This window comes from Serratia sp. NGAS9, from assembly GCF_009905295.1.
Taxonomy (GTDB): Bacteria; Pseudomonadota; Gammaproteobacteria; order Enterobacterales; family Enterobacteriaceae; genus Serratia; species Serratia bockelmannii.
Genome location: NZ_CP047605.1, coordinates 1 through 22067, shown reverse-complemented (window position 1 = coordinate 22067; position 22067 = coordinate 1). Strand labels below are relative to the sequence as shown.

Genomic DNA, 22067 nt, shown 5'->3' with positions numbered 1-22067 from the left:
CCCCATGATGACAACGTTAACGGCAACGACGGCGCAGCAGGCGCCCCTGGATGTGGTCACGCTGGGTGAAGCCATGGCGATGTTCGTGGCGGCACAAACCGGCGATCTGGCGGAGGTGGAAACCTTCACCAAACGCATCGCCGGCGCCGAACTGAACGTGGCGATCGGCCTGGCGCGTCTGGGTATGAACGTCGGCTGGGTCAGCCGCGTCGGCAACGATTCGTTCGGGCGCTTCACCCTGCAGCAGTTGAAAAAAGAAGGCATCAATTACCGGCAGGTGACGGTCGACGGCCACTACCCCACCGGTTTTCAGGTGAAATCCAAAACCACCGATGGTACCGATCCCAGCGTGGAATACTTCCGTAAAGGCTCGGCGGCCAGCCACCTGTCGATTGCCGATTTCAACCGCGAGTATTTCGGTTCCGCGCGCCACCTGCACCTGAGCGGCGTGGCGGCAGCGCTGTCCAGCGAGTCGCTGGCGCTGTGCCACCATGCGGCGCGCGAGATGCGTGCCATGGGTAAAACCATTTCGTTCGATCCCAATCTGCGCCCGGTGCTGTGGCCCAGCCGCGAGGTGATGATCGAGCAGCTGAACCAGCTGGCGTTCGCCGCCGACTGGGTTCTGCCGGGGTTGAAAGAGGGACAGATCCTCACCGGCCAGTCGACGCCGGAAGGCATCGCCGATTTCTATCTGGAGCGCGGCGTGCAGGCGGTGATCATCAAAACCGGCCCGGACGGCGCCTGGTTTAAAACCGCCGCCGGCGATAAGGCGGCAGTGGCCGCGGTCAAGGTCGACAACGTAGTGGATACCGTCGGTGCCGGGGACGGCTTTGCCGTCGGCACCCTCAGCGCCCTGCTGGAAGGCAAAACGCTAATACAGGCGGTGCAGCGCGGCAACAAAATCGGCTCGCTGGCGATCCAGGCCATCGGCGACAGCGAAGGCCTGCCGACCCGTGCGGCGCTGGCCGAATAACAATAAAAAAAAACGACTTCTCCGCATGACGTCAGCCTCTGGCCCTACAACCGGGACGCGTCGGGAGAGCATCTGCCCCTTCGTCTTTCACGCCCAGCGTGCCGGGCGAAGGGGATGCAACACCACTGAAGGATACTGAACATGAACAAAGCGACTGTCGCGGCCAAACGCTGGTGGTACATCATGCCCATAGTGTTTATCACCTACAGCCTGGCCTATCTCGATCGCGCCAACTTCAGCTTCGCCTCTGCCGCCGGCATCAATGAAGATCTCGGCATCACCAAAGGCATGGCCTCGCTGTTGGGCGCGCTGTTTTTCCTCGGTTATTTCTTCTTCCAAATTCCCGGCGCCATCTACGCCGAACGTCGCAGCGTCAAAAAACTGATCTTCTGGTGCCTGATCCTGTGGGGCGGCTGCGCCTCGCTGACCGGCGTGGTCAGCAATATTCCGATGCTGGCCGCCATCCGCTTTATCCTCGGCGTGGTGGAAGCGGCGGTGATGCCGGCGATGCTGATCTACATCAGCAACTGGTTCACCAAATCGGAGCGGTCACGCGCCAATACCTTCCTGATCCTCGGCAACCCGGTGACGGTGCTGTGGATGTCGGTGGTATCCGGTTACCTGATCCACGCCTTCGGCTGGCGTGAAATGTTCATCATCGAGGGCATTCCGGCGGTTATCTGGGCGTTCTGCTGGTGGGTGCTGGCGAAAGACAAACCGGCGCAGGCCGGCTGGCTGAGCGCCGATGAGAAACAGGCGCTGCAGCAGCAGCTGGACGAAGAGCAAAAAGGCATCAAGGCCGTGCGCAACTACGGCGAAGCTTTCCGCTCACGCAACGTGATCCTGCTGTGCGTGCAGTACTTCGCCTGGAGCATCGGCGTGTACGGCTTCGTGCTGTGGCTGCCTTCCATCCTGCGCAGCGGCATGCAGATGGGCATGGTGGAAGCCGGCTGGCTGTCGGCGGTGCCTTACCTGGCGGCAACCATCGCCATGATCGTGGTCTCCTGGGCGTCGGACAAAATGCAAAACCGCAAGCTGTTCGTCTGGCCGCTGCTGCTGATCGGCGCGCTGGCGTTCTTCGGTTCTTACGCCGTCGGCGCCAACCACTTCTGGATCTCCTACGGCCTGCTGGTGGTCGCCGGCGCCGCGATGTACGCCCCCTACGGGCCGTTCTTCGCCATCATTCCGGAAATGCTGCCGAAAAACGTTGCCGGGGGCGCCATGGCGCTGATCAACAGCATGGGCGCGCTGGGTTCGTTCTTCGGTTCGTGGTTCGTCGGCTATCTGAATGGCGCCACCGGCAGCCCGGCGGCTTCCTACATGTTCATGGCCATCGCACTGGTGGTGGCGGTGGTGCTGACGCTGATCGTCAAGCCCGCCCGCAACGAGATCCAGCCGCAATTGGCTTGATCCAGTTATACTTTTTATCTGTTAACCCAACCGGGGGGGCACCATGCCCCCTTTGGCCCAGCTGGAGTTCGTGATGAAGCCTTCTATCGTATTGTACAAAAGCCTGCCCGCCGATCTGCTTGAACGTCTGGAACAGCACTTCACCGTGCACGCCTTCAACGGCCTGCAGCCGGAGAACCGCGACGAACTGCGCCAGGCTTTGCAGCAGGCCGAAGGGATCATCGGTTCCGGCGGTAAAATTGACGAAGCCTTCCTGCAGCAGGCGCCCAAACTGCGCGCGGCCTCGACCGTTTCCGTCGGCTACGACAACTTCGACGTCGAGGCGCTCAACGCCCATAACGTGCTGTTGATGCACACCCCGACGGTGTTGACCGAAACCGTCGCCGACACCATCATGAGCCTGGTGCTGGCGACCGCGCGCCGGGTGGTGGAAGTGGCGGAGCGGGTGAAGGCCGGCGAATGGCGCGGCAGCATCGGGCCGGACTGGTTCGGCGTCGACGTGCACCACAAAACCATCGGCATCCTCGGCATGGGCCGCATCGGCCTGGCGCTGGCGCAGCGCGCGCACTTCGGCTTCGGCATGCCGGTGCTCTACAACGCCCGCCGCACGCACGAAGAGGCGGAGCAACGCTTCAACGCCCGTCGCTGCGATCTGGATACCCTGCTGGCCGAGTCGGATTTCGTTTGCATCACGCTGCCGCTGACCGAACAAACCTTCCACATGATCGGCCGCGAACAGCTGGCGAAAATGAAGAAAAGTGGCATTCTGATCAACGCCGGCCGCGGGCCGGTAGTGGATGAGCAGGCGCTGATCGAAGCGCTGCAAAACGGCGTGATCCACGCCGCCGGGTTGGATGTGTTCGAGAAAGAGCCGCTGCCGGCCAACTCGCCGCTGCTCAGCATGCCGAACGTGGTGGCGTTGCCGCACATCGGCTCCGCCACCCATGAAACGCGCTACGGCATGGCCGCCTGCGCGGTGGATAATTTGATCGCCGCGTTGACCGGCACGGTGAAAGAAAACTGCGTCAACCCGCAGCTGTTGCGGAAATAACTCAGCGCGGCCGGTGGTCTGAGGATAACCGGCCGTGTTGCTCTTCCTGCTGCGGCGCGAACAGCGCCTGCAGCTGATGTTCTTCGGCGAAGTGCTGCAATTCGGCATCCTGAATTGCCTGAACGATCTCTTCTCGCCAGTTTTTGTCCGTCATCGCTAACCTCCTTTGATGTTCACCGTTTAATCTGCCGCAGCGCGCGCACAAAGCCAAGCCGAATCAATCCGAAAACGCTCCGCCCTTCCTCTCCTCCTCGAAAAACCCTCGCAGGGAGGAGGCCATTTTTCCGTCGTTTGCCACACTGGGCGCTACCCTGCGAGAAAAACGCTTCCTGCCGCGCGTAAGGAGAGCCATGAAACTGTTACCCCTGCCCTTATTGATGCTGCTGTCGCCTTCGGCGCTGGCCAGCTGGACACTGCCGGGTTTCCCGGCCTTCGACGAAACGGCCGCCGGGCTGTTCACCAGCCAGGCCACGCTGCCCAAAGGCCAGCTGCCGCTGCGCCTGTATCAGGATAACCGCTGCTGGCAACCGGCGGAGGCGGTAAAACTTAACCAGACGCTGTCGCTGCACCCCTGCGACGCCAACCCGCCGGTCAGCTGGCGGCAGTTCCGCGCCGGCGACTATCAGGTGCGCGTCGATACGCGCAGCGGCACGCCGACGCTGCAGCTCAGCCTGAGCAGCGCGCCGGAAAGCGCCGCCGTTGCCGTCCGCAGCTGCCCGCGCTGGGACGGTAAGCCGGTCACGGTCGACGTCACCTCCACCTTCACCGAAGGCGAAACGCTGCGCGATTTCTATTCCGGCCAAACGGCGCAGGTGAGCCAGGGAAAAATCACGCTGCAGCCCGCCCCCGCCAGCGGCGGCCTGTTGCTGCTGGAATCCGCCGCCACGGCGAAACCGGCGGCGTTCAGCTGGCATAACGCCACGGTCTACTTCGTGCTGACCGATCGCTTTGAGAACGGCAATCCGGCCAATGACCACAGCTACGGGCGCCGCAGCGACGGCCTGCAGGAAATAGGCACCTTTCACGGCGGCGATCTGGCCGGCCTGACGCAGAAGCTGGATTATCTGCAGCAGCTCGGCGTCAACACCTTGTGGATCAGCTCGCCGCTGGAGCAGATCCACGGCTGGGTCGGCGGCGGCACCCAAGGTGATTTCCCGCATTACGCCTATCACGGCTATTACGCGCTGGACTGGACTCGCCTCGACGCCAACATGGGCACCGAACAGGAGCTGCGCACGCTGGTCGAGCAGGCGCATCGCCGCGGCATTCGCATTCTGTTCGACGTGGTGGTGAACCACGTCGGCTACGCCACGCTGGCGGATATGCAGACGTTCCACTTCGGCTCGCTGTATCTGCAAGGCGCAGAGGTGGAGAAAACCCTGGGGAAAAACTGGAGCGACTGGCGCCCCGGGCCAGGGCAAAACTGGCACAGCTTCAACGATTACATCAACTTCAGCGACAAGGCGGGCTGGCGCCCATGGTGGGGGAAAAATTGGATCCGCACCGACATCGGCGACTATGACGCGCCGGGCTATGACGATCTGACGATGTCACTGGCCTTCCTGCCGGATATCAAAACCGAAGCGCCCGGCGCCAGCGGCCTGCCGCTGTTCTATCGCCACAAACCCGACACCGCCGCGCGCGACATGCCCGGCGCCACCCCCCGCGATTACCTGACCGCCTGGCTCAGCCAGTGGGTGCGCGATTACGGCATCGACGGTTTTCGCGTCGATACCGCCAAGCACGTGGAAAAACCGACGCTGGCGCTGTTGAAACAGCGCGCCACGGCGGCATTGGCGGCATGGAAAGCGGAGCATCCGCAGCAGGCGTTGGATGATGCGCCGTTTTGGATGACTGGCGAGGCCTGGGGCCACGGGGTGATGAAAAGCGACTATTACCAAAACGGCTTCGACGCGATGATCAACTTCGATTTCCAGGACCAGGCGTCGCAGGCATTGGGCTGCTTCGCCGACATCGATGCCACCTACCGGCAGATGGCCGAGCGGCTGCAGGATTTCAACGTGCTGAGCTATCTCTCTTCACACGACACCCGGCTGTTCTTCGCCAGCGACGCCAAAGGCTCGCTGCCTCGCCAACAGCGGGCGGCGAACCTGCTGTTGCTGGCGCCGGGCGCGGTGCAGATTTACTACGGCGATGAAAGCGGCCGCCCGCTCGGCCCAACCGGTTCCGATCCGCTGCAGGGTACCCGCTCCGACATGAACTGGCGTGAGCTGCAGGGAGAAAAAGCCCCGCTGCTGACCCACTGGCAACGGTTAGGGCAGTTCCGCGCTCGCCACCCGGCGATCGGCGGCGGCGTGCAAACCCCGCAGGCGCACGCCGCCTATTACGCCTTCAGCCGCCGGCTTGGCGACGATAAGGTGATGGTGGTGTGGGCCGGCGAACGGTCACAATAATCCAGCGTAATATGCTGCTAATCGGCCAATGAGCGAAGTTTGTGCCCATTGGCCGATTTGTCGGCCGCATTGCAGCGGGATTTGTCTGGCGGTATGGTGGGTGATTACCTGCTAAGAAACAGTACTGCTGCACCTATGACTTTCTCACTTTTCGGCGAAAAATTTACCCGTTATGCGGGCATTACCCGTTTGATGGACGACCTGAACGAAGGCCTGCGCACCCCCGGTGCCATCATGCTCGGCGGCGGCAATCCGGCGCAGATCCCAGAGATGGAAGCCTACTTCAAACAGCTGTGCCAGGAGATGCTCGACCAGGGCAAACTGACCGAGGCGCTGTGCAACTACGACGGCCCGCAAGGCAAGGACGCGCTGCTGAAAGCGCTGGCCAATCTGCTGCGCGACGAGCTCGGCTGGGAGATTTCGCCACAGAATATTGCACTGACTAACGGCAGCCAAAGCGCGTTTTTCTACTTGTTCAACCTGTTCGCCGGCCGCTACGCCGACGGTTCGCGCCGCCGCGTGCTGTTCCCATTGGCGCCGGAATATATCGGCTATGCCGACGCCGGGCTGGACGAAGGGCTGTTCGTCTCCGCCAAACCGAACATCGAGCTGCTGCCGGACGGCCAGTTCAAGTATCACGTCGATTTCGAACATCTCACCATCGGCGATGACATCGGCATGATCTGCGTTTCACGGCCGACCAACCCGACCGGCAACGTGATCACCGACGAAGAGCTGATGAAGCTCGACCTGCTGGCGCAGCAGCGTGATATTCCGCTGGTGATCGACAACGCCTACGGCGTGCCGTTCCCCGGCATCATCTTCAGCGACGCCACGCCGCTGTGGAACCCGAACACCATCCTGTGCATGAGCCTCTCCAAGCTCGGCCTGCCGGGCTCGCGCTGCGGCATCGTGATCGCCGACGAGAAGGTGATCACCGCGCTAACCAACATGAACGGCATCATCAGCCTGTCACCAGGCAGCATGGGGCCGGCGATGGCGACGGAAATGATCGCGCGCGGCGATCTGCTGCGCCTGTCGAACGAGGTCATTCGCCCGTTCTACAAACAGCGCGTCGAGCACACCATCGAGATTATTCGCCGCTACCTGTCGCCGGAGCGCTGCCTGATCCACAAACCGGAAGGTGCTATCTTCCTCTGGCTGTGGTTCAAGGATCTGCCGATCACCACCGAAGTGCTGTATCAGCGCCTGAAAAAGCGCGGCGTGCTGATGGTGCCGGGCCACTACTTCTTCCCGGGGTTGGAGCACGAATGGCCGCACACCCACCAGTGCATGCGCATGAACTACGTGCCCGATCCGGAGAAAATCGAGCGCGGCGTGGCTATTCTGGCGGAAGAGATCGAGCGCGCACATCAGAAAGGCTAACGCCGACTGATTGAAAATTGACCGACAAAGATATACGATGCATATATCGTATATCTTTTTTTGGAGGGCCAACGATGACTCGCATCGTGATCGATTTACCTGAAGAAGACCTGCGGCAGCTCGATAATCTGAAAAATATCCGCCACGTTCCGCGGGCCGAGATCATTCGTCAAGCAGTCTCCCGCTATCTGACGGAGAACCACGTGGAAGATCCCAGCAACGCTTTCGGGCTCTGGTCCGGGGCGATGGGAGATGGCGTGGAGTACGAAAATCGTCAGCGCGAGGAGTGGGAATAATGGTGGCTCAACGGGCGTTATTCGACACCAATATCCTGATCGATTATCTCAACGGCATTCCTCAAGCCAGGGACGTTCTGGTCGAGTATCACATCAATCCGGCCATCAGCGCCATCACCTGGATGGAAGTGATGGTAGGTGCTAAAAAACAGGGTCCGGCACTGGAGCTGAAAACACGTCAGTTTTTAGGGCAATTTCTGCTGCTGCCTATTACCGATGAAGTCGCTGAACGCGCCGTAGAACTGCGCCACTCACAGCATGTGAAACTGCCAGACGCCATTATCTGGGCCACAGCGCAGGTGGGATTCCGGATGCTCATCTCCCGCAACCCCAAAGATTTCGGCACTGACAATGGCGTGTTGATGCCTTATCGGCTGTAGACGATCCGCACTACAGCGTCCAGAACAGCACCGCCAGCAGCTGCGGCGACATGATGCGCAGGAACATCGCCAACGGATACACGGTGGCGTAAGACAGCGCGGCGGCGCCGCTGGTGGGATGCAGACCGTTGGCGAAGGCCAGCGCCGGCGGATCGGTCATCGATCCCGCCAGCATGCCGGACAGCGTCAGGTAGTTCATCTTGCCCACCGTGCGTGCCAGAATACCGACGCTCAGCAGCGGAATGGCGGTGATTAACGCGCCATAACCAATCCATGTCAGCCCCTCGCCGTGCAGCAACGTATCGATAAAATTGCCGCCCGATTTCAAACCGACCACCGCCAGAAACAGCACGATGCCCAGTTCGCGCAGCGCCAGGTTGGCGCTCGGCGGCATAAACCAATACAGCTTGCCGAGACTGCCGATGCGCCCCAGGATCAGCGCCGCCACCAACGGCCCGCCAGCCAGCCCCAGCCGCAATGCCGCCGGAAAGCCGGGCACGAACAGCGGAATGGAGCCCAGCAGCACCCCGAGACCGATGCCGATAAAGACCGGCAGCATCTGCACCTGCTGCAGTTTTTGTTGGGCGTTGCCGACGATTGCCGTCACCGCGTCGATGGCCTCCGGCCGGCCGACCAGGTTGAGAATGTCGCCAAACTGCAGCGTCACGTTGCTGCCGGCCACCAGCTCGACGCCGGCGCGGTTGAGGCGTGAAATTACCACGTCATACTTCTGCTTCAGGTTCAGATCGCGGATTTTCTTGCCCAGCACCTGCTCGTTGGTCACCACTGCCCTCACCACCTGCAGCGCGGTGCCGCGCGTCGACAGCGAGGCGTCCACCTCTTCGCCTATCACCAGCCGGGCGTTCTCCAGATCTTCACGCTTGCCCACCAGATGCAGGTAGTCGCCAAGTTCCAGCCGCTCGTGCGGCGCCGGCACCATCAGCAGCTCTCCGCGCTTGAGGCGCGAACAGACGATCGCTTCACCGTTGAGCAACGGCACCTGCTTAATCGCCATGCCCTGCAGGTTGGGATTGCGCACCGCCACGTTGATGGCGTGCAGCAGCTCACGCTGATTGCCCAGGCTGTTTTCAAACGCCTGCGCCTCGCGCTCGATGTTGATGCGGAAAACCAATCGGATCAGCCACATCACCAGCAAGATGCCGCAAATGCCGAACGGGTAGGCCATGGCGTAGCCCATCCCCATGCCGTCCACCAACGCCGGATCGGAACCGAGATCGGTCAGGATTTGTTGACCGGCGCCCAGCGCCGGGGTGTTGGTGACCGCGCCGGAGAACACGCCGAGGATGATCGGCAGCGGCACGTCGAACAGCTTGTGCACCGCCGCCGCCACTGCGCCGCCGGTCAGTACCAGCAGCACCGCGAAGGCGTTGAGGCGCAGACCAGAGACGCGCAGCGAAGAGAAGAAACCGGGACCGACCTGGATGCCGATGGTGTAAACGAACAGGATCAGGCCAAACTCCTGGATAAAGTGCAGCATGTCACCATTCAGGCTGATTTGCCCGCTCTGGGCAAAGTGGCCGACCAGAATGCCGCCGAACAGCACGCCGCCGATGCCCAGCCCGACGCCGTACAGTTTCCAGTTCCCCATCCACAGCCCAATGACGGCCGCCAGCGCCAACATGCTGACGGTCAGGGCGATATCGCTCATAGGTCACATCCTTGCCAAAATTGAAGAGGGAATTTGCGGCCAAAGACACACAATTAATAAGGATTATGACATCGGACTGTCGGGGGGACTGTGGCGTGCGCCACATAACGCAACGGGGGAGATCCGTCTGGATCTCCCCCGCATGATGATGACCGTTTTTCAGTCGGTTATTTGGCTTCCAGCTCCGGCGTCGCACCGATGGCGATGCGCTGCGGCTGTAAGGCTTCCGGCACCTGACGCACCAGATCGATGTGCAGCAGGCCATTTTCAAATTTGGCCTCGGACACCTGCAGATGTTCCGCCAGGGTAAAGGTCAACTGGAACTCTTTGCACACCAGCCCCTGATGCAGGTACTCGACCTGTTTTTCCGGCGGCGTGGGTTTACCGCTGACGGTCAGCCGCGGCCCTTCCACTTCGATATTCAGTTCGCTCTGCCGGAAACCGGCCAGCGCCAGAGAAATACGGTAGTGATTGTCATCGCTTTTCTCGATGTTATACGGCGGGAACCCCTGGGGTTCCTGGCCGCCCATTGAACTGGCCAATTTATCAAAACCAATCCATTGACGCAGAAGCGGGGATAGATCGTAATTACGCATAGGAACAACTCCTTTCATTAAGCGAGATGTGTTTATTCAGCCCCCTGACGGCAGGCGGATTGTTACTGCATATTTGCCGACAGCGTTCCTGCCGGCGAAAAGGGAATTATTTAATTTCGATACGGCGCGGTTTTAATGTTTCCGGCACGATGCGCTGCATATCGATATACAGCAGGCCGTTTTCCAGTTTGGCGCCTTTAATTTGAATATGTTCAGCCAGCTGGAATTTACGCTCGAAATTACGCTCAGCGATGCCCTGATATAAATAGGTTTTTTCTGCCGGTTCGTTATTGTGCGCACCGCGCACGATCAGCAGATTATCTTGCGTGGTGATCTCCAGCTCCTGCTCGGCAAACCCGGCTACCGCAATGGCGATGCGATAATGATTTTCGTCCACCAGCTCGACATTATAAGGGGGATAACCGCCGTTGCCCTGGCTCTGGCCGGCCTCCAGCGCGTTGAACAGGCGATCGAAACCAATGGCGGAACGGTATAGCGGAGAAAGATCGAAATTACGCATAAAACAGCCTCCTAAGGCACTTCAGCGAGGTTGAAATAAATACGCCTTCCATTCTGGACAGGCTAATTAAGCCAGAATTCCCTTACGGCAAATTCTCAATCCGGCTCTGATGATAAAATGGGGGTTGATTTCATCAATTCAACGGGCGAGGATCAAAAAAAGCGCTTTTCGGTTAGGTGAAAGTTTTTTTACCACTTACACTAAAGTGAGAGAGCCGCCACAGAGCGGGATTTTGCTTCTTTTAAAGCAGCAACAGGATGTTATAAATCAGCTTAATTTAGGGGCACAGCAACCCTGCAGGATGGATTAATGACGACGATGAAAGCGATAGCGACGGGCTGCATGTTGTTGGCGACCAGCGGTTGCTCCAGCGTGATGAGCCATACCGGCCCGAATCAGGGTTACTATCCCGGCACCCGCGCCAGCGTGGACATGCTGAAGGACGACAACACCAGCTGGGCGATGATGCCGCTGGTGGCGCTGGATCTCCCGTTCTCCGCAGTAATGGATACCGTGCTGCTGCCTTACGACTATCTGCGTTCAGGCAATGACGCCACCGCAGACTCGCCAAAAGCGCGCATCCTGCGCAGCGAGCAGCAGAATCTGGCGGCAACCGGCAACCCCGGCGAAGGCAACGACAGCACCGCCACACACTAATCACGCACGCAGCGGGCCATCAGGCCCGCCTTACGCCTCAACCACAAAGATCTGGTTGAATCCGGCAATCTCGCGCATAAACGCCACTTTCTTGCCATCCGGCGAAAACACCACGGCATCTCCCGACGGCGGCTGCAGGCTGCGCTGCGTTAAACGCTGCAGGCGGCCGCTGGCGACCTCACACAGCATCACGCTGTTGTCACACACCAGGGCTATCGCCCCGCCCTGCGGGTGCCAGCTGAACGCCGACTGGATGTCATGCTCGGCGCGGCTGACCTGGCGCGGCTCACCGCCGTTCGGCGACACCGTCCACAGCTGTACCACGCCGCCGTCATCCTTCATCAAAAATGCGATTTGGCTGCCGTCCGGCGAGCTGCGCAGCCAATGGCGCGGCGCACCGGCGACGCCCGGAAAACGACGCTCCCCGGTAAAGGTTACCCGCCGCTGCCTGACGCCAAGCGGCGGCGCCGGCAGCTCGCTTTCCGTCCCCTGCAGCGGCAAAGCGCCCGCCCTGGCGTAATCGGCGTCGTTCTCCGGCAGGTCGACAATAAACACCTCCGGCAGTTTCTCTCCGGCGGCGGACAACGTATCGCCAATGAACGCCAGCGCCCAGCGCTGCCGGCTGCCGTCGGCCTTACGGTAACCTTCGCGGCCAATCCAGCCCTCTTCGTAGGCGCGATTGATCTGATCGCTGCCCGGCTGCGGCTGCGGCACGGTCTCGCTGACCAGCACGCAATAGTGGCTGCCGTCATATTCACGGGGATGCTGTTTCGGCGGATTGACCCCGTGCAGCGGCACAGCCACGCCGACGTTGCGCAGATCGCGCGCCGGATCGCATTCATGCATCACGTGATCGTTGTAGGTAAAGCTGAGGCGGCTGCCGTCCGGGCTGAAAACGTGCACATGGCTGCCGCCGCGCAGCGCACCGGGCGTGTAGGGCGCCGTGATATCCAGCGCGTCGAGGGTAATGGCCAACTCGCGATCCGGTTCGCTGACGATCACCCCGCGGCGGTGGTGAAAATCATACTGCCAGGCGCTGTCCGGATGTTCCGGGCCGTGGATGAAGACGTAGCGCGCCGGCGCATCGGGGCTGACCGTAACCACGCCGACGTGGGCACCGTGCTGGGCGCGATAAACCACCTCCACCGCGCCGCTGGTGACGTTGACCCGCTCGATGCTAAGGCCGGTGAAAGAGGCGCCGCGCGGGCGCACGTCATAAGCCAGCCATTGGCTATCCGGCGTCCAGACGTTGATATTGGTTAACTGATGCCCGCGTGGGTCGAAAGTCAGTTGTTTTTCCCGATGGCTCATGGCGGCTCTCCTGCGCATGCTGGCACTGAACGGCCATCTTACCGGATCGGCGGCAGCGTTTCATATGGCCAGCGAGAGGCGCTCGGGGGCATTTTGGCGCAATTATTTTTCAGCGTCTTATCATTTAAGCCGCTCGGCGGCGCCGGCAGGAAATAAACGCCCGGGTAGGCGGCCGTATTCCAGGCAGCGAAACTCAGCGGTGCCCATGCCGTATAGGCAGATGCCGCGAGCGCTATTTTTTCATTCTCATTTACTTGATCAAAATAATTCAGCGGCAGCGCCTTTCTTAACGCAAATAAATAAAAAATCGTGTCGCTAAACGACAGATTAATGATTACTTTCACCGCCAACCCGCTGCTCTTCTCCGGCCATTGCCGTTTGCTGGCCGGCTTACCCGCCGGTCGGATGGCAGGGTTTACAATCAATACAAAAAAGTACAATATGGATTTTTAAGTCCAAAATATTCTGGAGCCGGTATGAATCCCCTCTTCGATGCCATTGTTTTTGCCCATCAGCAACTGCGCCCTCAGGTTCGGGTCACGCCATTGGAGCGCAGCGTACTGCTTTCTCAGCAATTGGGCTGCGAGCTGTATTTGAAATGCGATCATCTGCAGCACACCGGCTCCTTTAAATTTCGCGGCGCCAGCAACAAGCTGCGGCTGCTGGATAACGAGCAACGCCGGCGCGGCGTGATCGCCGCCTCAACCGGCAACCACGGCCAAGCGGTCGCCCTGGCGGGGTACCTGATGGGGGTTGGCGTCACGGTTTATGCGCCAGAGACGGCCGCGAGCATCAAGCTCGACACCATTCGTGCACTGGGCGGCACCGTGGAATTGGTGCCGGGCGATGCGCTGAACGCCGAACTGGCGGGGGAACAGGCCGCACGCGAACAGGGAAAAACCTATATCTCGCCGTATAACGACGAGCAGGTGATCGCCGGCCAGGGCACCTGCGGCATGGAGCTGGTTGAACAACTCACCGATCTGGACGCGGTGTTCGTGGCGGTGGGCGGCGGTGGCTATATCGCCGGCATCGGCACCGTTCTGCGGCAAATGTCGCCGAACACGCAGCTTATCGCCTGCTGGCCGGAAAACGCCACCAGCCTGTACAGCGCGTTGGAAGCGGGCCATATCTTCCCGGTGGAAGAGCAAGAAACCCTGTCCGACGGCACCGCCGGCGGCGTCGAGCCGGGCGCCGTGACCTTTCCGCTGTGCCAACAGCTGATCGACCGCAAAGTGCTGGTTAGCGAGGCAGAGATCAAACACGCGATGCGCCGGATCGCCGCCAGCGATCGCTGGATTATCGAAGGCGCGGCCGGCGTGGCGCTGGCGGCGGCGATCAAACTGGCGCCGGAATACCAGGGTAAAAAGGTGGCGGTGGTACTGTGCGGCAAGAACATCGTGCTGGAGAAATACCTCAAGGCCATCGCCGATGCACATCCTTAATCGGCAGCAAATCCTCGCCGCGTTCGACGCCGAGACCATAACGCCGCTGCTGAAGCAGGGTTTTATCGCCTACTCGCAACAGCGAGTGCAACAACCGCCGGTGCAGCATTTCCTGTTCGAGCGTGCCGCCGGCGACTGCTGCATCAAGTCCGCCTGGCTGGAAGGTGACGAACTGTTCGTGGTCAAGATCTCCGCCGGTTTCTATCGCAACGCCGAACACGGCCTGCCGAGCAATCAGGGGCTGGTGATGGCGTTCTCCGCCCAGACCGGCGAACCGCAGGCGCTGCTGCAGGATGAAGGTTGGCTGACCGCGTTGCGCACCGCCCTGGCCGGCCGCATCGCCGCCGAGCTGTGCGCGCCGCCGCATATTCAGGCGATCGGCATGGTCGGCACGGGTCTGCAGGCGCGGCTGCAGCTGCAATGCCTGAAACCGGTGACCGATTGCCGAGACGTATGGGTGTGGGGACGAGACGAACAGACGCTGGCGGCGTATCGGCGCGATGCCGAAGCCGAGGGTTTTCGGGTGCGGGTTACGCAGAATGCGGCGGAACTGGCAGCGCACTGTCGGCTGATCGTGACTACCACGCCCAGCCGCGAACCGATATTGCAGGCGGCGGATATTCGGCCCGGCACGCACCTCACCGCCGTGGGCGCCGACGCGCCCGGCAAGCAGGAACTGGCGACCGATTTGGTGGCCAACGCAGACGCGCTGCTGGTCGATGCCCTGACGCAGTGCGCGGACTATGGCGAGATCGCGACGGCTTATCGGCAAAACAGGCTGATTTCAACGCCAATCGTCGAAATGGGCGCCGTCTTGGCGCAGGGAGGGCGGGTACGACGCGAGCCGCAGCACATCACCATCGCCGATCTCACCGGCTTGGCGATTCAGGATCTGCAGATCGCCAAAGGGGTGTTGGCGAAAGTATAAAGGGGCGCCGCAGCGCCCACGCGTTATCAGGCGTTGAGCACGAACTTCTCGATAGCGCGCGCCACGCCGTCCTCTGTATTGGCGCTGGTGACAAACTGCGCCACCGCTTTCAGTTCGGGAATGGCGTTGCCCATCGCTACGCCGACGCCGGCATATTCGATCATCGCCGTATCGTTGGCCTGATCCCCCAGCGTCATGATGTTTTCCCGCGCCACGCCCAAATGCTCGGCCAGCATTCTCACCCCGGCGCCCTTATCGACGTTCTTGTGCAGGATCTCGAGGAAATAAGGCGCGCTTTTCAGGATGGTATAACGCTCGCGCGTTTCCGCCGGGATGCGCGCGATAGCGCGGTCCAACAGCTCCGGCTCGTCGATCATCATCACTTTAGGGAAACGCATCTGGCGATCCATCTCTTCCACGCTGCGGTATTTCAGCGGAATACCGGTCATTTCCGCCTCGTGTATGGTGTACTTGCCGATATCCTTGTTCGGGGTATACAGGGTATCGAAATCAAACGCCTGGTAGTGAACGCCGAACTCGCGCGCCATCTGCTCAAAGTGCAGATAATCCTCAAAGCCCAGCGTTTCTTGCAGAATGCAGGCGCCGTCAACCGCACGCAGCACCAGCGCGCCGTTATAGGTGATACAGAAATCGCCGGGGCCCTGAATGTCCAACTGGCGCAGATAATCCTGCACGCCGACATAAGGCCGCCCGGTGGCCAACACCACGTGCACCCCTTTGCGCCGCGCCGCCGCGATAGCCTGCTTTACCGCCGGCGTGATTTGGTGCTGCGGATCCAGCAACGTGCCGTCCATGTCGATCGCAATCAGTTCAATAGCCATTCAACGCTTCTCCCAGTGGTTTTTTCCCATGCTAACGCGTTTCAGCCTCGGCTGTCAGCGCCAAAAAAGGCGCAAAAAAAATCCGCGCGGGTCGCCCGGCGCGGATTTTCACAGCCATTAACGCATCAGATATCGATGTTCGCCGCTTTCAGGGCGTTTTCTTCGATAAAGGCGCGGCGCGGTTCAACCGCATCGCCCATCAGCGTGGTGAACAGCTGATCGGCAGCGATGGCATCCTTGACGGTCACGCGCAGCATACGGCGGCTTTCAGGATCCATGGTGGTTTCCCACAGCTGCTCCGGGTTCATCTCGCCCAGACCTTTATAACGCTGCACCGACAGGCCGCGGCGCGACTCTTTCACCAGCCACTCCAACGCCTGCTCGAAGCTGTCTACCGGCTGACGGCGTTCGCCGCGCTCGATGAACGCGCCCTCTTCGACCAGCCCGCGCAGCTTCTCGCCCAGCTGACAGATCTTGCGGTATTCGCCGCCGTGGATGAAGTCGAAGTCCAGCTTATAGTCGGTATCCACGCCGTGGGTGCGGATGCGCAGCGCCGGCTCGAACATCTGGCGCTCGCGGTTCTCGAAGATAACGAAGTCATAGCTGCTGCCGTGCTGCTCTTTGTCGTTCAGCGCCTGCACCAGCGAAGCAATCCAGGTTTTCACCTTGGCTTCATCGCTGAGATCGCCTTCGTTCAGCGTCGGCTGATAGATCAGGCTGTTCAACAGCGCGCGCGGGTAGCGGCGCTCCATGCGGCCGATCAGCTTCTGCACGCCATAGTGCTCAGCCACCAGTTTTTCCAGCTGTTCGCCACCCAGCGCCGGTGCGCTGGCATTGGTGTGCAGCGTAGCGCCGTCCATCGCAATAGCGATCTGGTACTGATCCATCGCCTCGTCATCTTTGATGTACTGCTCTTGCTTACCTTTCTTCACCTTGTACAGCGGCGGCTGTGCGATGAACACGTGGCCACGCTCGATGATTTCCGGCATCTGGCGATAGAAGAAGGTCAACAGCAGCGTACGGATGTGCGAACCGTCGACGTCGGCATCGGTCATGATAATGATGCTGTGATAACGCAGCTTGTCCGGGCTGTACTCGTCGCGGCCGATGCCGCAACCCAGCGCGGTGATCAGCGTCGCCACTTCCTGCGAGGAGAGCATTTTGTCGAAACGCGCTTTCTCGACGTTGAGGATTTTCCCCTTCAGCGGCAAGATAGCCTGGTTCTTGCGGTTGCGCCCCTGCTTGGCAGAGCCGCCCGCGGAGTCCCCTTCCACCAGGTACAGTTCGGACAACGCCGGGTCGCGTTCCTGGCAGTCCGCCAGCTTGCCCGGCAGGCCGGCCAGATCCAGTGCGCCTTTGCGGCGGGTCATCTCACGCGCTTTACGCGCCGCTTCGCGCGCGCGCGCCGCGTCGATGATTTTGCCGACCACGATTTTCGCATCGCCTGGATTCTCCATCAGGTAATCCACCAGCTTCTCGTTCATCAGCGTTTCAACCGCGGTTTTCACCTCGGAAGAGACCAGCTTGTCCTTGGTCTGAGAAGAGAACTTCGGATCCGGCACCTTCACCGAGACCACGGCGATCAGGCCTTCACGTGCGTCATCGCCGGTGGCGCTGACCTTGGCCTTCTTGCTGTAGCCTTCCTTCTCCATGTAGCTGTTCAGCGTACGGGTCATCGCGGTACGGAAACCGACCAGGTGCGTACCGCCGTCGCGCTGCGGGATGTTGTTGGTGAAGCAGTAGATGTTTTCCTGGAAACCGTCGTTCCACTGCAGCGCCACTTCCACGCCGATGTCGTCTTTCACGGTCGAGAAGTAGAACACGTTCGGGTGGATCGGGGTTTTGTTCTTGTTCAGGTACTCGACAAACGCCTTGATGCCGCCTTCGTAATGGAAGTGGTCTTCACGGTCGGTACGCTTGTCCTTCAGGCGGATAGACACGCCGGAGTTGAGGAAGGACAGCTCGCGCAGACGCTTGGCCAGAATGTCATACTCGAATTCGGTCACATTGGTGAAGGTCTGGTGGCTCGGCCAGAAGCGCACCATGGTGCCGGTCTGCTCGGTTTCGCCCACCACGTTCAGCGGCGCCTGCGGCTCGCCGTGGCTGTAAGTTTGTTCGTGCACTTTGCCTTCGCGGCGGATCACCAGCTCCAGTTTCTCCGACAGGGCGTTAACCACCGAGACGCCCACGCCGTGCAGGCCGCCGGAAACTTTATAGGAGTTGTCGTCGAATTTACCGCCGGCGTGCAGCACGGTCATGATGACCTCTGCGGCTGAAACCCCTTCTTCAGGGTGAATGCCGGTCGGAATGCCGCGGCCGTCATCCTGCACCGATACCGAGTTGTCGGCATGGATGGTGACCTGAATGTCACTACAGTGGCCCGCGAGCGCTTCGTCGATAGCGTTGTCCACAACCTCGAATACCATGTGGTGCAGACCGGTGCCGTCATCGGTATCGCCGATATACATGCCCGGGCGCTTGCGCACCGCATCCAGCCCTTTTAATACCTTGATACTTGAGGAGTCATAAGAATTCGACATCAACGTTTCTCGCTCATTTTAGTCCTGTGGTTGAACCTCTATTTTACCCTGTTCCACGCGGAACATCTTGCCCTTTTCACCGGCCATGTCGGTCACTTGTTCAGCGCTGACTGCGCTGACAAAAACCTGGGCCTGGGTGGCTTTCAGGCGATCGGCCAGCAACCGGCGACGGCCGGTGTCCAGCTCGGAGGCAAAATCATCAATCAGATACAGGCAACGCCGCCCGCTCTGCCGGGTGAGAAACTCACCCTGCGCCAAGCGCAACGCGCACATCAGCAGCTTAAGCTGACCGCGCGATAACAAATCCTCTACCGGCGTGCCGTCGGCACGAATGCGAAAGTCCGCTTTATGCGGCCCCACCGCGGTATAGGTCAACGCCCTGTCGCGCTCAAACTGGCGCTCCAGCAGCTCGCCGTAGTCGCTCTCTTTGTCCCAGCCGCGTTGGAAGGAGAAGCTCAGGCCGAATTCAGGCAGAAACTGCGCACAGGTCGCGGTGATATCCGCGGCGATCGCGTCGCTGTATTCCGCCCGCCATTCGCTGATGCGCTCCGCGAGCGGGATCAGTTCCTGATCCCAAGCGCGGATCTGCGCATAGCGACTCACCTGGCGCAGCGCGGCATTGCGCTGCTTCAGTAACCGTTTCAGGTTGCTCCAGGCGGTGAAAAAACCGGGTTCGTTATGAAAACAGCCCCAGTCCAGGAAGGCGCGCCGGAATTTCGGCCCGCCGTTCAGCAGGGTAAAACCTTCGGGGGTGATCAGCTGCATGGGCAGCAGCTGCGCCAGCTCGGCCACCTTGTGGCCGTCGCTGCCATCGATGCGTACTTTGCTGTCACCCTGACGGCTCTTACTCAATCCTACCGACAGCTCGCGCTCCGCACCTTCGATGCGGCCATGCAACACGAACTCCGGTTGGTCGTGGCGAATCACCCGACCAGCCTGCAGGCTGCGAAAGGCACGGCCGTGGCCGAGCGTATACACCGCTTCCAGCACGCTGGTCTTGCCGCTGCCGTTGGCGCCAACCAGGAAGTTGAATCCCGGCGCTAGCGCCAAATCCGCCGCCTCGATATTGCGGAAGTCTTTAATCAATAAACGCGTCAGAGCCATGCAATCTCTTTACCGATGACGGTGCTGTAATTCAAGGTAACGAGACTACAACCGCATTGGCATGACAACGTAGGCCGCCGCCTGGCTGGCGCCGTCTTCGATCTGCACGCTGGAGACCGAGTCGGTCAACAGCAGGCGCACGTCTTCACACTTGAGCGCGTTCAACACGTCCAGCACGTAGCTGACGTTGAAACCGATCTCCATCTCCGCGCCGTCGTAGCTGACGTCGAGGATCTCTTCCGCCTCTTCCTGCTCCGGGTTGTTGGCGGTGATCTTCAGCTGGTTCTGGCTGACGTACAGCCGCACGCCGCGGAATTTCTCGTTCGAGAGAATGGCCGCGCGGGCAAACGCCTGCTTGAGCAGATCGCAGCCGGCTTCCAGCGTTTTATCCGGGTTCTTCGGCAAGACGCGACGATAGTCCGGGAAACGGCCGTCAACCAGCTTGGACGTGAAGATGAAATCGCCGACGTGGGCGCGGATGTTGTTGCTGCCGATCTGCAACTGCAGCAGCGAATCGCCGCCGTCCAGCAGGCGCACCAGCTCCATCACCCCTTTACGCGGCACGATCACCGAATGCGACGGCAGCTGCTGGCCGATTGGCATCGAGCACACCGCCAGGCGGTGGCCGTCGGTCGCGACGGTGCGCAGCTCTTCGCCTTCGGTTTCAAACAGCATGCCGTTCAGGTAGTAACGCACGTCCTGATGGGCCATCGAGAACTGGGTAGCTTCGATCAGGCGCTTCAGCGTCGCCTGCGGCAAGGTGAACTCCACCTCGCTCTGCCAGTCGTCCAGGTTCGGAAAGTCCGCCGCGGGCAGCGTAGACAGTGAGAAACGGCTGCGGCCGGATCGCACCAGCATGCGCTCGCTCTCCAGCGTGACGGCGATCTCCGCCCCTTCCGGCAGGCCACGGCAGATATCAAAGAATTTGCGCGCAGGCACGGTGGTCGCGCCCGGCTCATGCGGTTGGGACAGGGCGACGCGCGCCACCATCTCCATCTCCAGATCGGTGCCGGTCAGCAGCAGGGAGCCTTCCGTCACCTGCAACAGCAGGTTGCCCAGGATCGGCAAGGTCGGGCGGCCGCCCAGCGGGCTGCTCACCTGTTGCAGCGGTTTTAGCAGATGCTCACGTTCAACGATAAATTTCATAGTGCTATGAAGATAATGTTCTGATTAAATTGGAGAAATCTTCTTTGATGTCGTGACTTTCCTCACGCAGCTGCTCGATCTTCCGGCAGGCGTGCAACACCGTGGTATGGTCGCGGCCACCAAACGCATCGCCGATTTCCGGCAGACTGTGGTTGGTGAGTTCCTTCGCCAGCGCCATCGCCATCTGGCGCGGGCGGGCAACGGATCGCGAACGCCGCTTGGACAGCAAATCCGCGACTTTAATCTTGTAATACTCCGCCACCGTCTTTTGGATATTGTCGATGGTGACCAGCTTTTCCTGCAGCGCCAGCAGATCGCGCAGCGCTTCGCGCACGAAATCAATGGTGATAGCCCGGCCGGTAAAGTTGGCGTTGGCGATCACGCGGTTCAATGCCCCTTCGAGCTCACGCACGTTGGAACGCAGGCGCTTGGCGATGAAGAACGCCACTTCGCCCGGCAGGCGAATGTCGTTTTCGTCGGCCTTTTTCATCAGGATCGCCACGCGGGTTTCCAGCTCCGGCGGCTCGATCGCCACCGTCAGCCCCCAACCGAAGCGGGACTTCAAGCGATCTTCCACCCCGTTGATCTCTTTAGGGTAGCGATCCGAGGTCAGGATGATCTGCTGATTGCCTTCCAACAGGGCGTTAAAGGTATGGAAGAACTCTTCCTGCGAACGCTCCTTGTTGGCGAAAAATTGGATGTCATCGATAAGTAAGGCGTCGACCGAACGGTAGTAGCGCTTAAACTCTTCGATGGCATTATTTTGCAACGCTTTGACCATGTCCTGCACGAAGCGTTCTGAGTGCATGTAGACCACTTTGGCGTTGGCCTTGCGCGCCATGATGCCGTTGCCGACCGCGTGCAGCAGGTGAGTTTTACCCAGGCCGGTACCGCCATACAGGAACAAAGGGTTGTAGGCGCCGCCCGGATTGTCCGCCACCTGGCGAGCCGCCGCGCGCGCCAGCTGGTTGGACTTACCCTCGACGAAGTTGTCGAAGGTGTGTTTGGGGTTGACGTTGGAGCGGTAAGAGAGCTCGGGCTGCGCCGCCGCGTTGTCCCAGCTCGGGCGCAAAGGTGCAGCCGTACGCGCCGCCGGGGCCGCAGGGGCGCTGCTGACGCTGGCGGTCACGGTCTGGCTGATCACCTGCGTGATCGGCTTGCTGCCGACTTCAAAACGCAGCAAAGGCGCGTCCGTGCCGCAGAAATCATTCAGCAGACCATTGATGTTGTTTAAGTACTTATCGCGAACCCAATCCAGCACAAAACGGTTAGGCGCGTACAGCGCCAGGGTGTTGTCACTCAGTTCCGCCTGCAATGGGCGAATCCACATACTAAATTCTGTGGCAGGTAACTCATCCTGCAATCGGGCAAGACACTGCTGCCAAAGCGAAAGTGACAC

Annotated in this window: 21 protein-coding genes; 10 read left to right on the top strand and 11 right to left on the bottom strand. The window is 60.5% G+C overall.

Going from position 1 to position 22067, the window contains the following annotated elements:
* Positions 1-7 precede the first annotated feature (7 nt).
* The 3 genes from GUC32_RS00105 (at position 8) to ghrB (ending at position 3434) form a co-directional block, all read left to right on the top strand.
* The gene (locus GUC32_RS00105; RefSeq protein ID WP_025304772.1) at positions 8-973 is read left to right on the top strand and encodes a sugar kinase; all 966 of its coding nucleotides are present in this window, start codon (positions 8-10) and stop codon (positions 971-973) included.
* A 141-nt stretch (positions 974-1114) separates the two neighbouring features.
* Positions 1115-2383, top strand: a complete 1269-nt coding sequence (locus GUC32_RS00100) for an MFS transporter (protein WP_033639091.1) — start codon at positions 1115-1117, stop codon at positions 2381-2383.
* A 73-nt stretch (positions 2384-2456) separates the two neighbouring features.
* Positions 2457-3434 (top strand): glyoxylate/hydroxypyruvate reductase GhrB, encoded by a 978-nt coding sequence (gene ghrB, locus GUC32_RS00095; RefSeq protein WP_049204664.1) that lies wholly within the window; start codon positions 2457-2459, stop codon positions 3432-3434.
* A gap of 1 nt (position 3435) precedes the next feature.
* On the opposite strand, the gene GUC32_RS00090 is transcribed toward ghrB, so the two are convergent.
* Positions 3436-3588 (bottom strand): hypothetical protein, encoded by a 153-nt coding sequence (locus tag GUC32_RS00090; RefSeq protein WP_162837931.1) that lies wholly within the window; start codon positions 3586-3588, stop codon positions 3436-3438.
* A gap of 196 nt (positions 3589-3784) precedes the next feature.
* On the opposite strand from GUC32_RS00090, the gene GUC32_RS00085 reads away from it, so the two are divergent.
* The 4 genes from GUC32_RS00085 (at position 3785) to GUC32_RS00070 (ending at position 7910) form a co-directional block, all read left to right on the top strand.
* Positions 3785-5848, top strand: coding sequence for an alpha-amylase (locus GUC32_RS00085; RefSeq protein ID WP_369435480.1), 2064 nt, complete (start codon positions 3785-3787; stop codon positions 5846-5848).
* A 135-nt stretch (positions 5849-5983) separates the two neighbouring features.
* On the top strand, positions 5984-7234 hold the full coding sequence (locus GUC32_RS00080; protein ID WP_049204660.1) for a valine--pyruvate transaminase: 1251 nt from the start codon (positions 5984-5986) through the stop codon (positions 7232-7234).
* A 74-nt stretch (positions 7235-7308) separates the two neighbouring features.
* Positions 7309-7530, top strand: a complete 222-nt coding sequence (locus GUC32_RS00075; RefSeq protein WP_025304767.1) for a ribbon-helix-helix domain-containing protein — start codon at positions 7309-7311, stop codon at positions 7528-7530.
* Entirely contained in the window at positions 7530-7910 is a 381-nt protein-coding gene (locus GUC32_RS00070) for a type II toxin-antitoxin system VapC family toxin (protein WP_025304766.1), read from the top strand. Before GUC32_RS00075 ends, GUC32_RS00070 begins: the two co-directional genes overlap by 1 nt.
* Before the next feature lie 10 nt (positions 7911-7920).
* On the opposite strand, the gene GUC32_RS00065 is transcribed toward GUC32_RS00070, so the two are convergent.
* The 3 genes from GUC32_RS00065 to ibpA form a co-directional block, all read right to left on the bottom strand.
* Positions 7921-9579 (bottom strand): putative transporter, encoded by a 1659-nt coding sequence (locus tag GUC32_RS00065; protein WP_089181468.1) that lies wholly within the window; start codon positions 9577-9579, stop codon positions 7921-7923.
* Between the two features lie 167 nt (positions 9580-9746).
* Positions 9747-10175 (bottom strand): small heat shock chaperone IbpB, encoded by a 429-nt coding sequence (ibpB, locus tag GUC32_RS00060; RefSeq protein WP_004933922.1) that lies wholly within the window; start codon positions 10173-10175, stop codon positions 9747-9749.
* Positions 10176-10281: 106 nt separating this feature from the next.
* A complete protein-coding gene (gene ibpA, locus GUC32_RS00055) occupies positions 10282-10695 on the bottom strand; it encodes a small heat shock chaperone IbpA (RefSeq protein ID WP_004933919.1) in 414 nt (137 codons plus the stop codon).
* A 309-nt stretch (positions 10696-11004) separates the two neighbouring features.
* Between ibpA and GUC32_RS00050 the strand changes: the two genes are divergently transcribed.
* Positions 11005-11352, top strand: coding sequence for a YceK/YidQ family lipoprotein (locus GUC32_RS00050; RefSeq protein WP_016929593.1), 348 nt, complete (start codon positions 11005-11007; stop codon positions 11350-11352).
* A 30-nt stretch (positions 11353-11382) separates the two neighbouring features.
* Here the strand turns inward: GUC32_RS00050 and GUC32_RS00045 are convergent, their stop codons facing one another.
* Positions 11383-12663 (bottom strand): DUF3748 domain-containing protein, encoded by a 1281-nt coding sequence (locus tag GUC32_RS00045; protein ID WP_043140737.1) that lies wholly within the window; start codon positions 12661-12663, stop codon positions 11383-11385.
* A gap of 38 nt (positions 12664-12701) precedes the next feature.
* Entirely contained in the window at positions 12702-13103 is a 402-nt protein-coding gene (locus GUC32_RS00040) for a hypothetical protein (RefSeq protein ID WP_152692847.1), read from the bottom strand.
* 36 nt (positions 13104-13139) lie between these two features.
* On the opposite strand from GUC32_RS00040, the gene GUC32_RS00035 reads away from it, so the two are divergent.
* Entirely contained in the window at positions 13140-14108 is a 969-nt protein-coding gene (locus GUC32_RS00035) for a threonine/serine dehydratase (RefSeq protein ID WP_369435479.1), read from the top strand.
* Positions 14095-15036 (top strand): ornithine cyclodeaminase family protein, encoded by a 942-nt coding sequence (locus GUC32_RS00030; protein ID WP_369435478.1) that lies wholly within the window; start codon positions 14095-14097, stop codon positions 15034-15036. Before GUC32_RS00035 ends, GUC32_RS00030 begins: the two co-directional genes overlap by 14 nt.
* Positions 15037-15062: 26 nt before the next feature.
* Here GUC32_RS00030 and yidA read toward each other — a convergent pair whose 3' ends face one another.
* The 5 genes from yidA to dnaA form a co-directional block, all read right to left on the bottom strand.
* Positions 15063-15878, bottom strand: coding sequence for a sugar-phosphatase (yidA, locus tag GUC32_RS00025; protein ID WP_025304760.1), 816 nt, complete (start codon positions 15876-15878; stop codon positions 15063-15065).
* A gap of 125 nt (positions 15879-16003) precedes the next feature.
* Positions 16004-18418, bottom strand: coding sequence for a DNA topoisomerase (ATP-hydrolyzing) subunit B (gyrB, locus tag GUC32_RS00020; RefSeq protein WP_025304759.1), 2415 nt, complete (start codon positions 18416-18418; stop codon positions 16004-16006).
* A gap of 18 nt (positions 18419-18436) precedes the next feature.
* Positions 18437-19522 carry a DNA replication/repair protein RecF gene (gene recF / locus GUC32_RS00015; protein WP_025304758.1) on the bottom strand — a complete coding sequence of 362 codons (1086 nt, stop codon included), beginning with the start codon at positions 19520-19522 and terminating at the stop codon, positions 18437-18439.
* A gap of 45 nt (positions 19523-19567) precedes the next feature.
* Positions 19568-20668, bottom strand: a complete 1101-nt coding sequence (gene dnaN, locus GUC32_RS00010) for a DNA polymerase III subunit beta (protein ID WP_004933892.1) — start codon at positions 20666-20668, stop codon at positions 19568-19570.
* Between the two features lie 4 nt (positions 20669-20672).
* The gene (dnaA, locus tag GUC32_RS00005; RefSeq protein ID WP_071826153.1) at positions 20673-22067 is read right to left on the bottom strand and encodes a chromosomal replication initiator protein DnaA; all 1395 of its coding nucleotides are present in this window, start codon (positions 22065-22067) and stop codon (positions 20673-20675) included.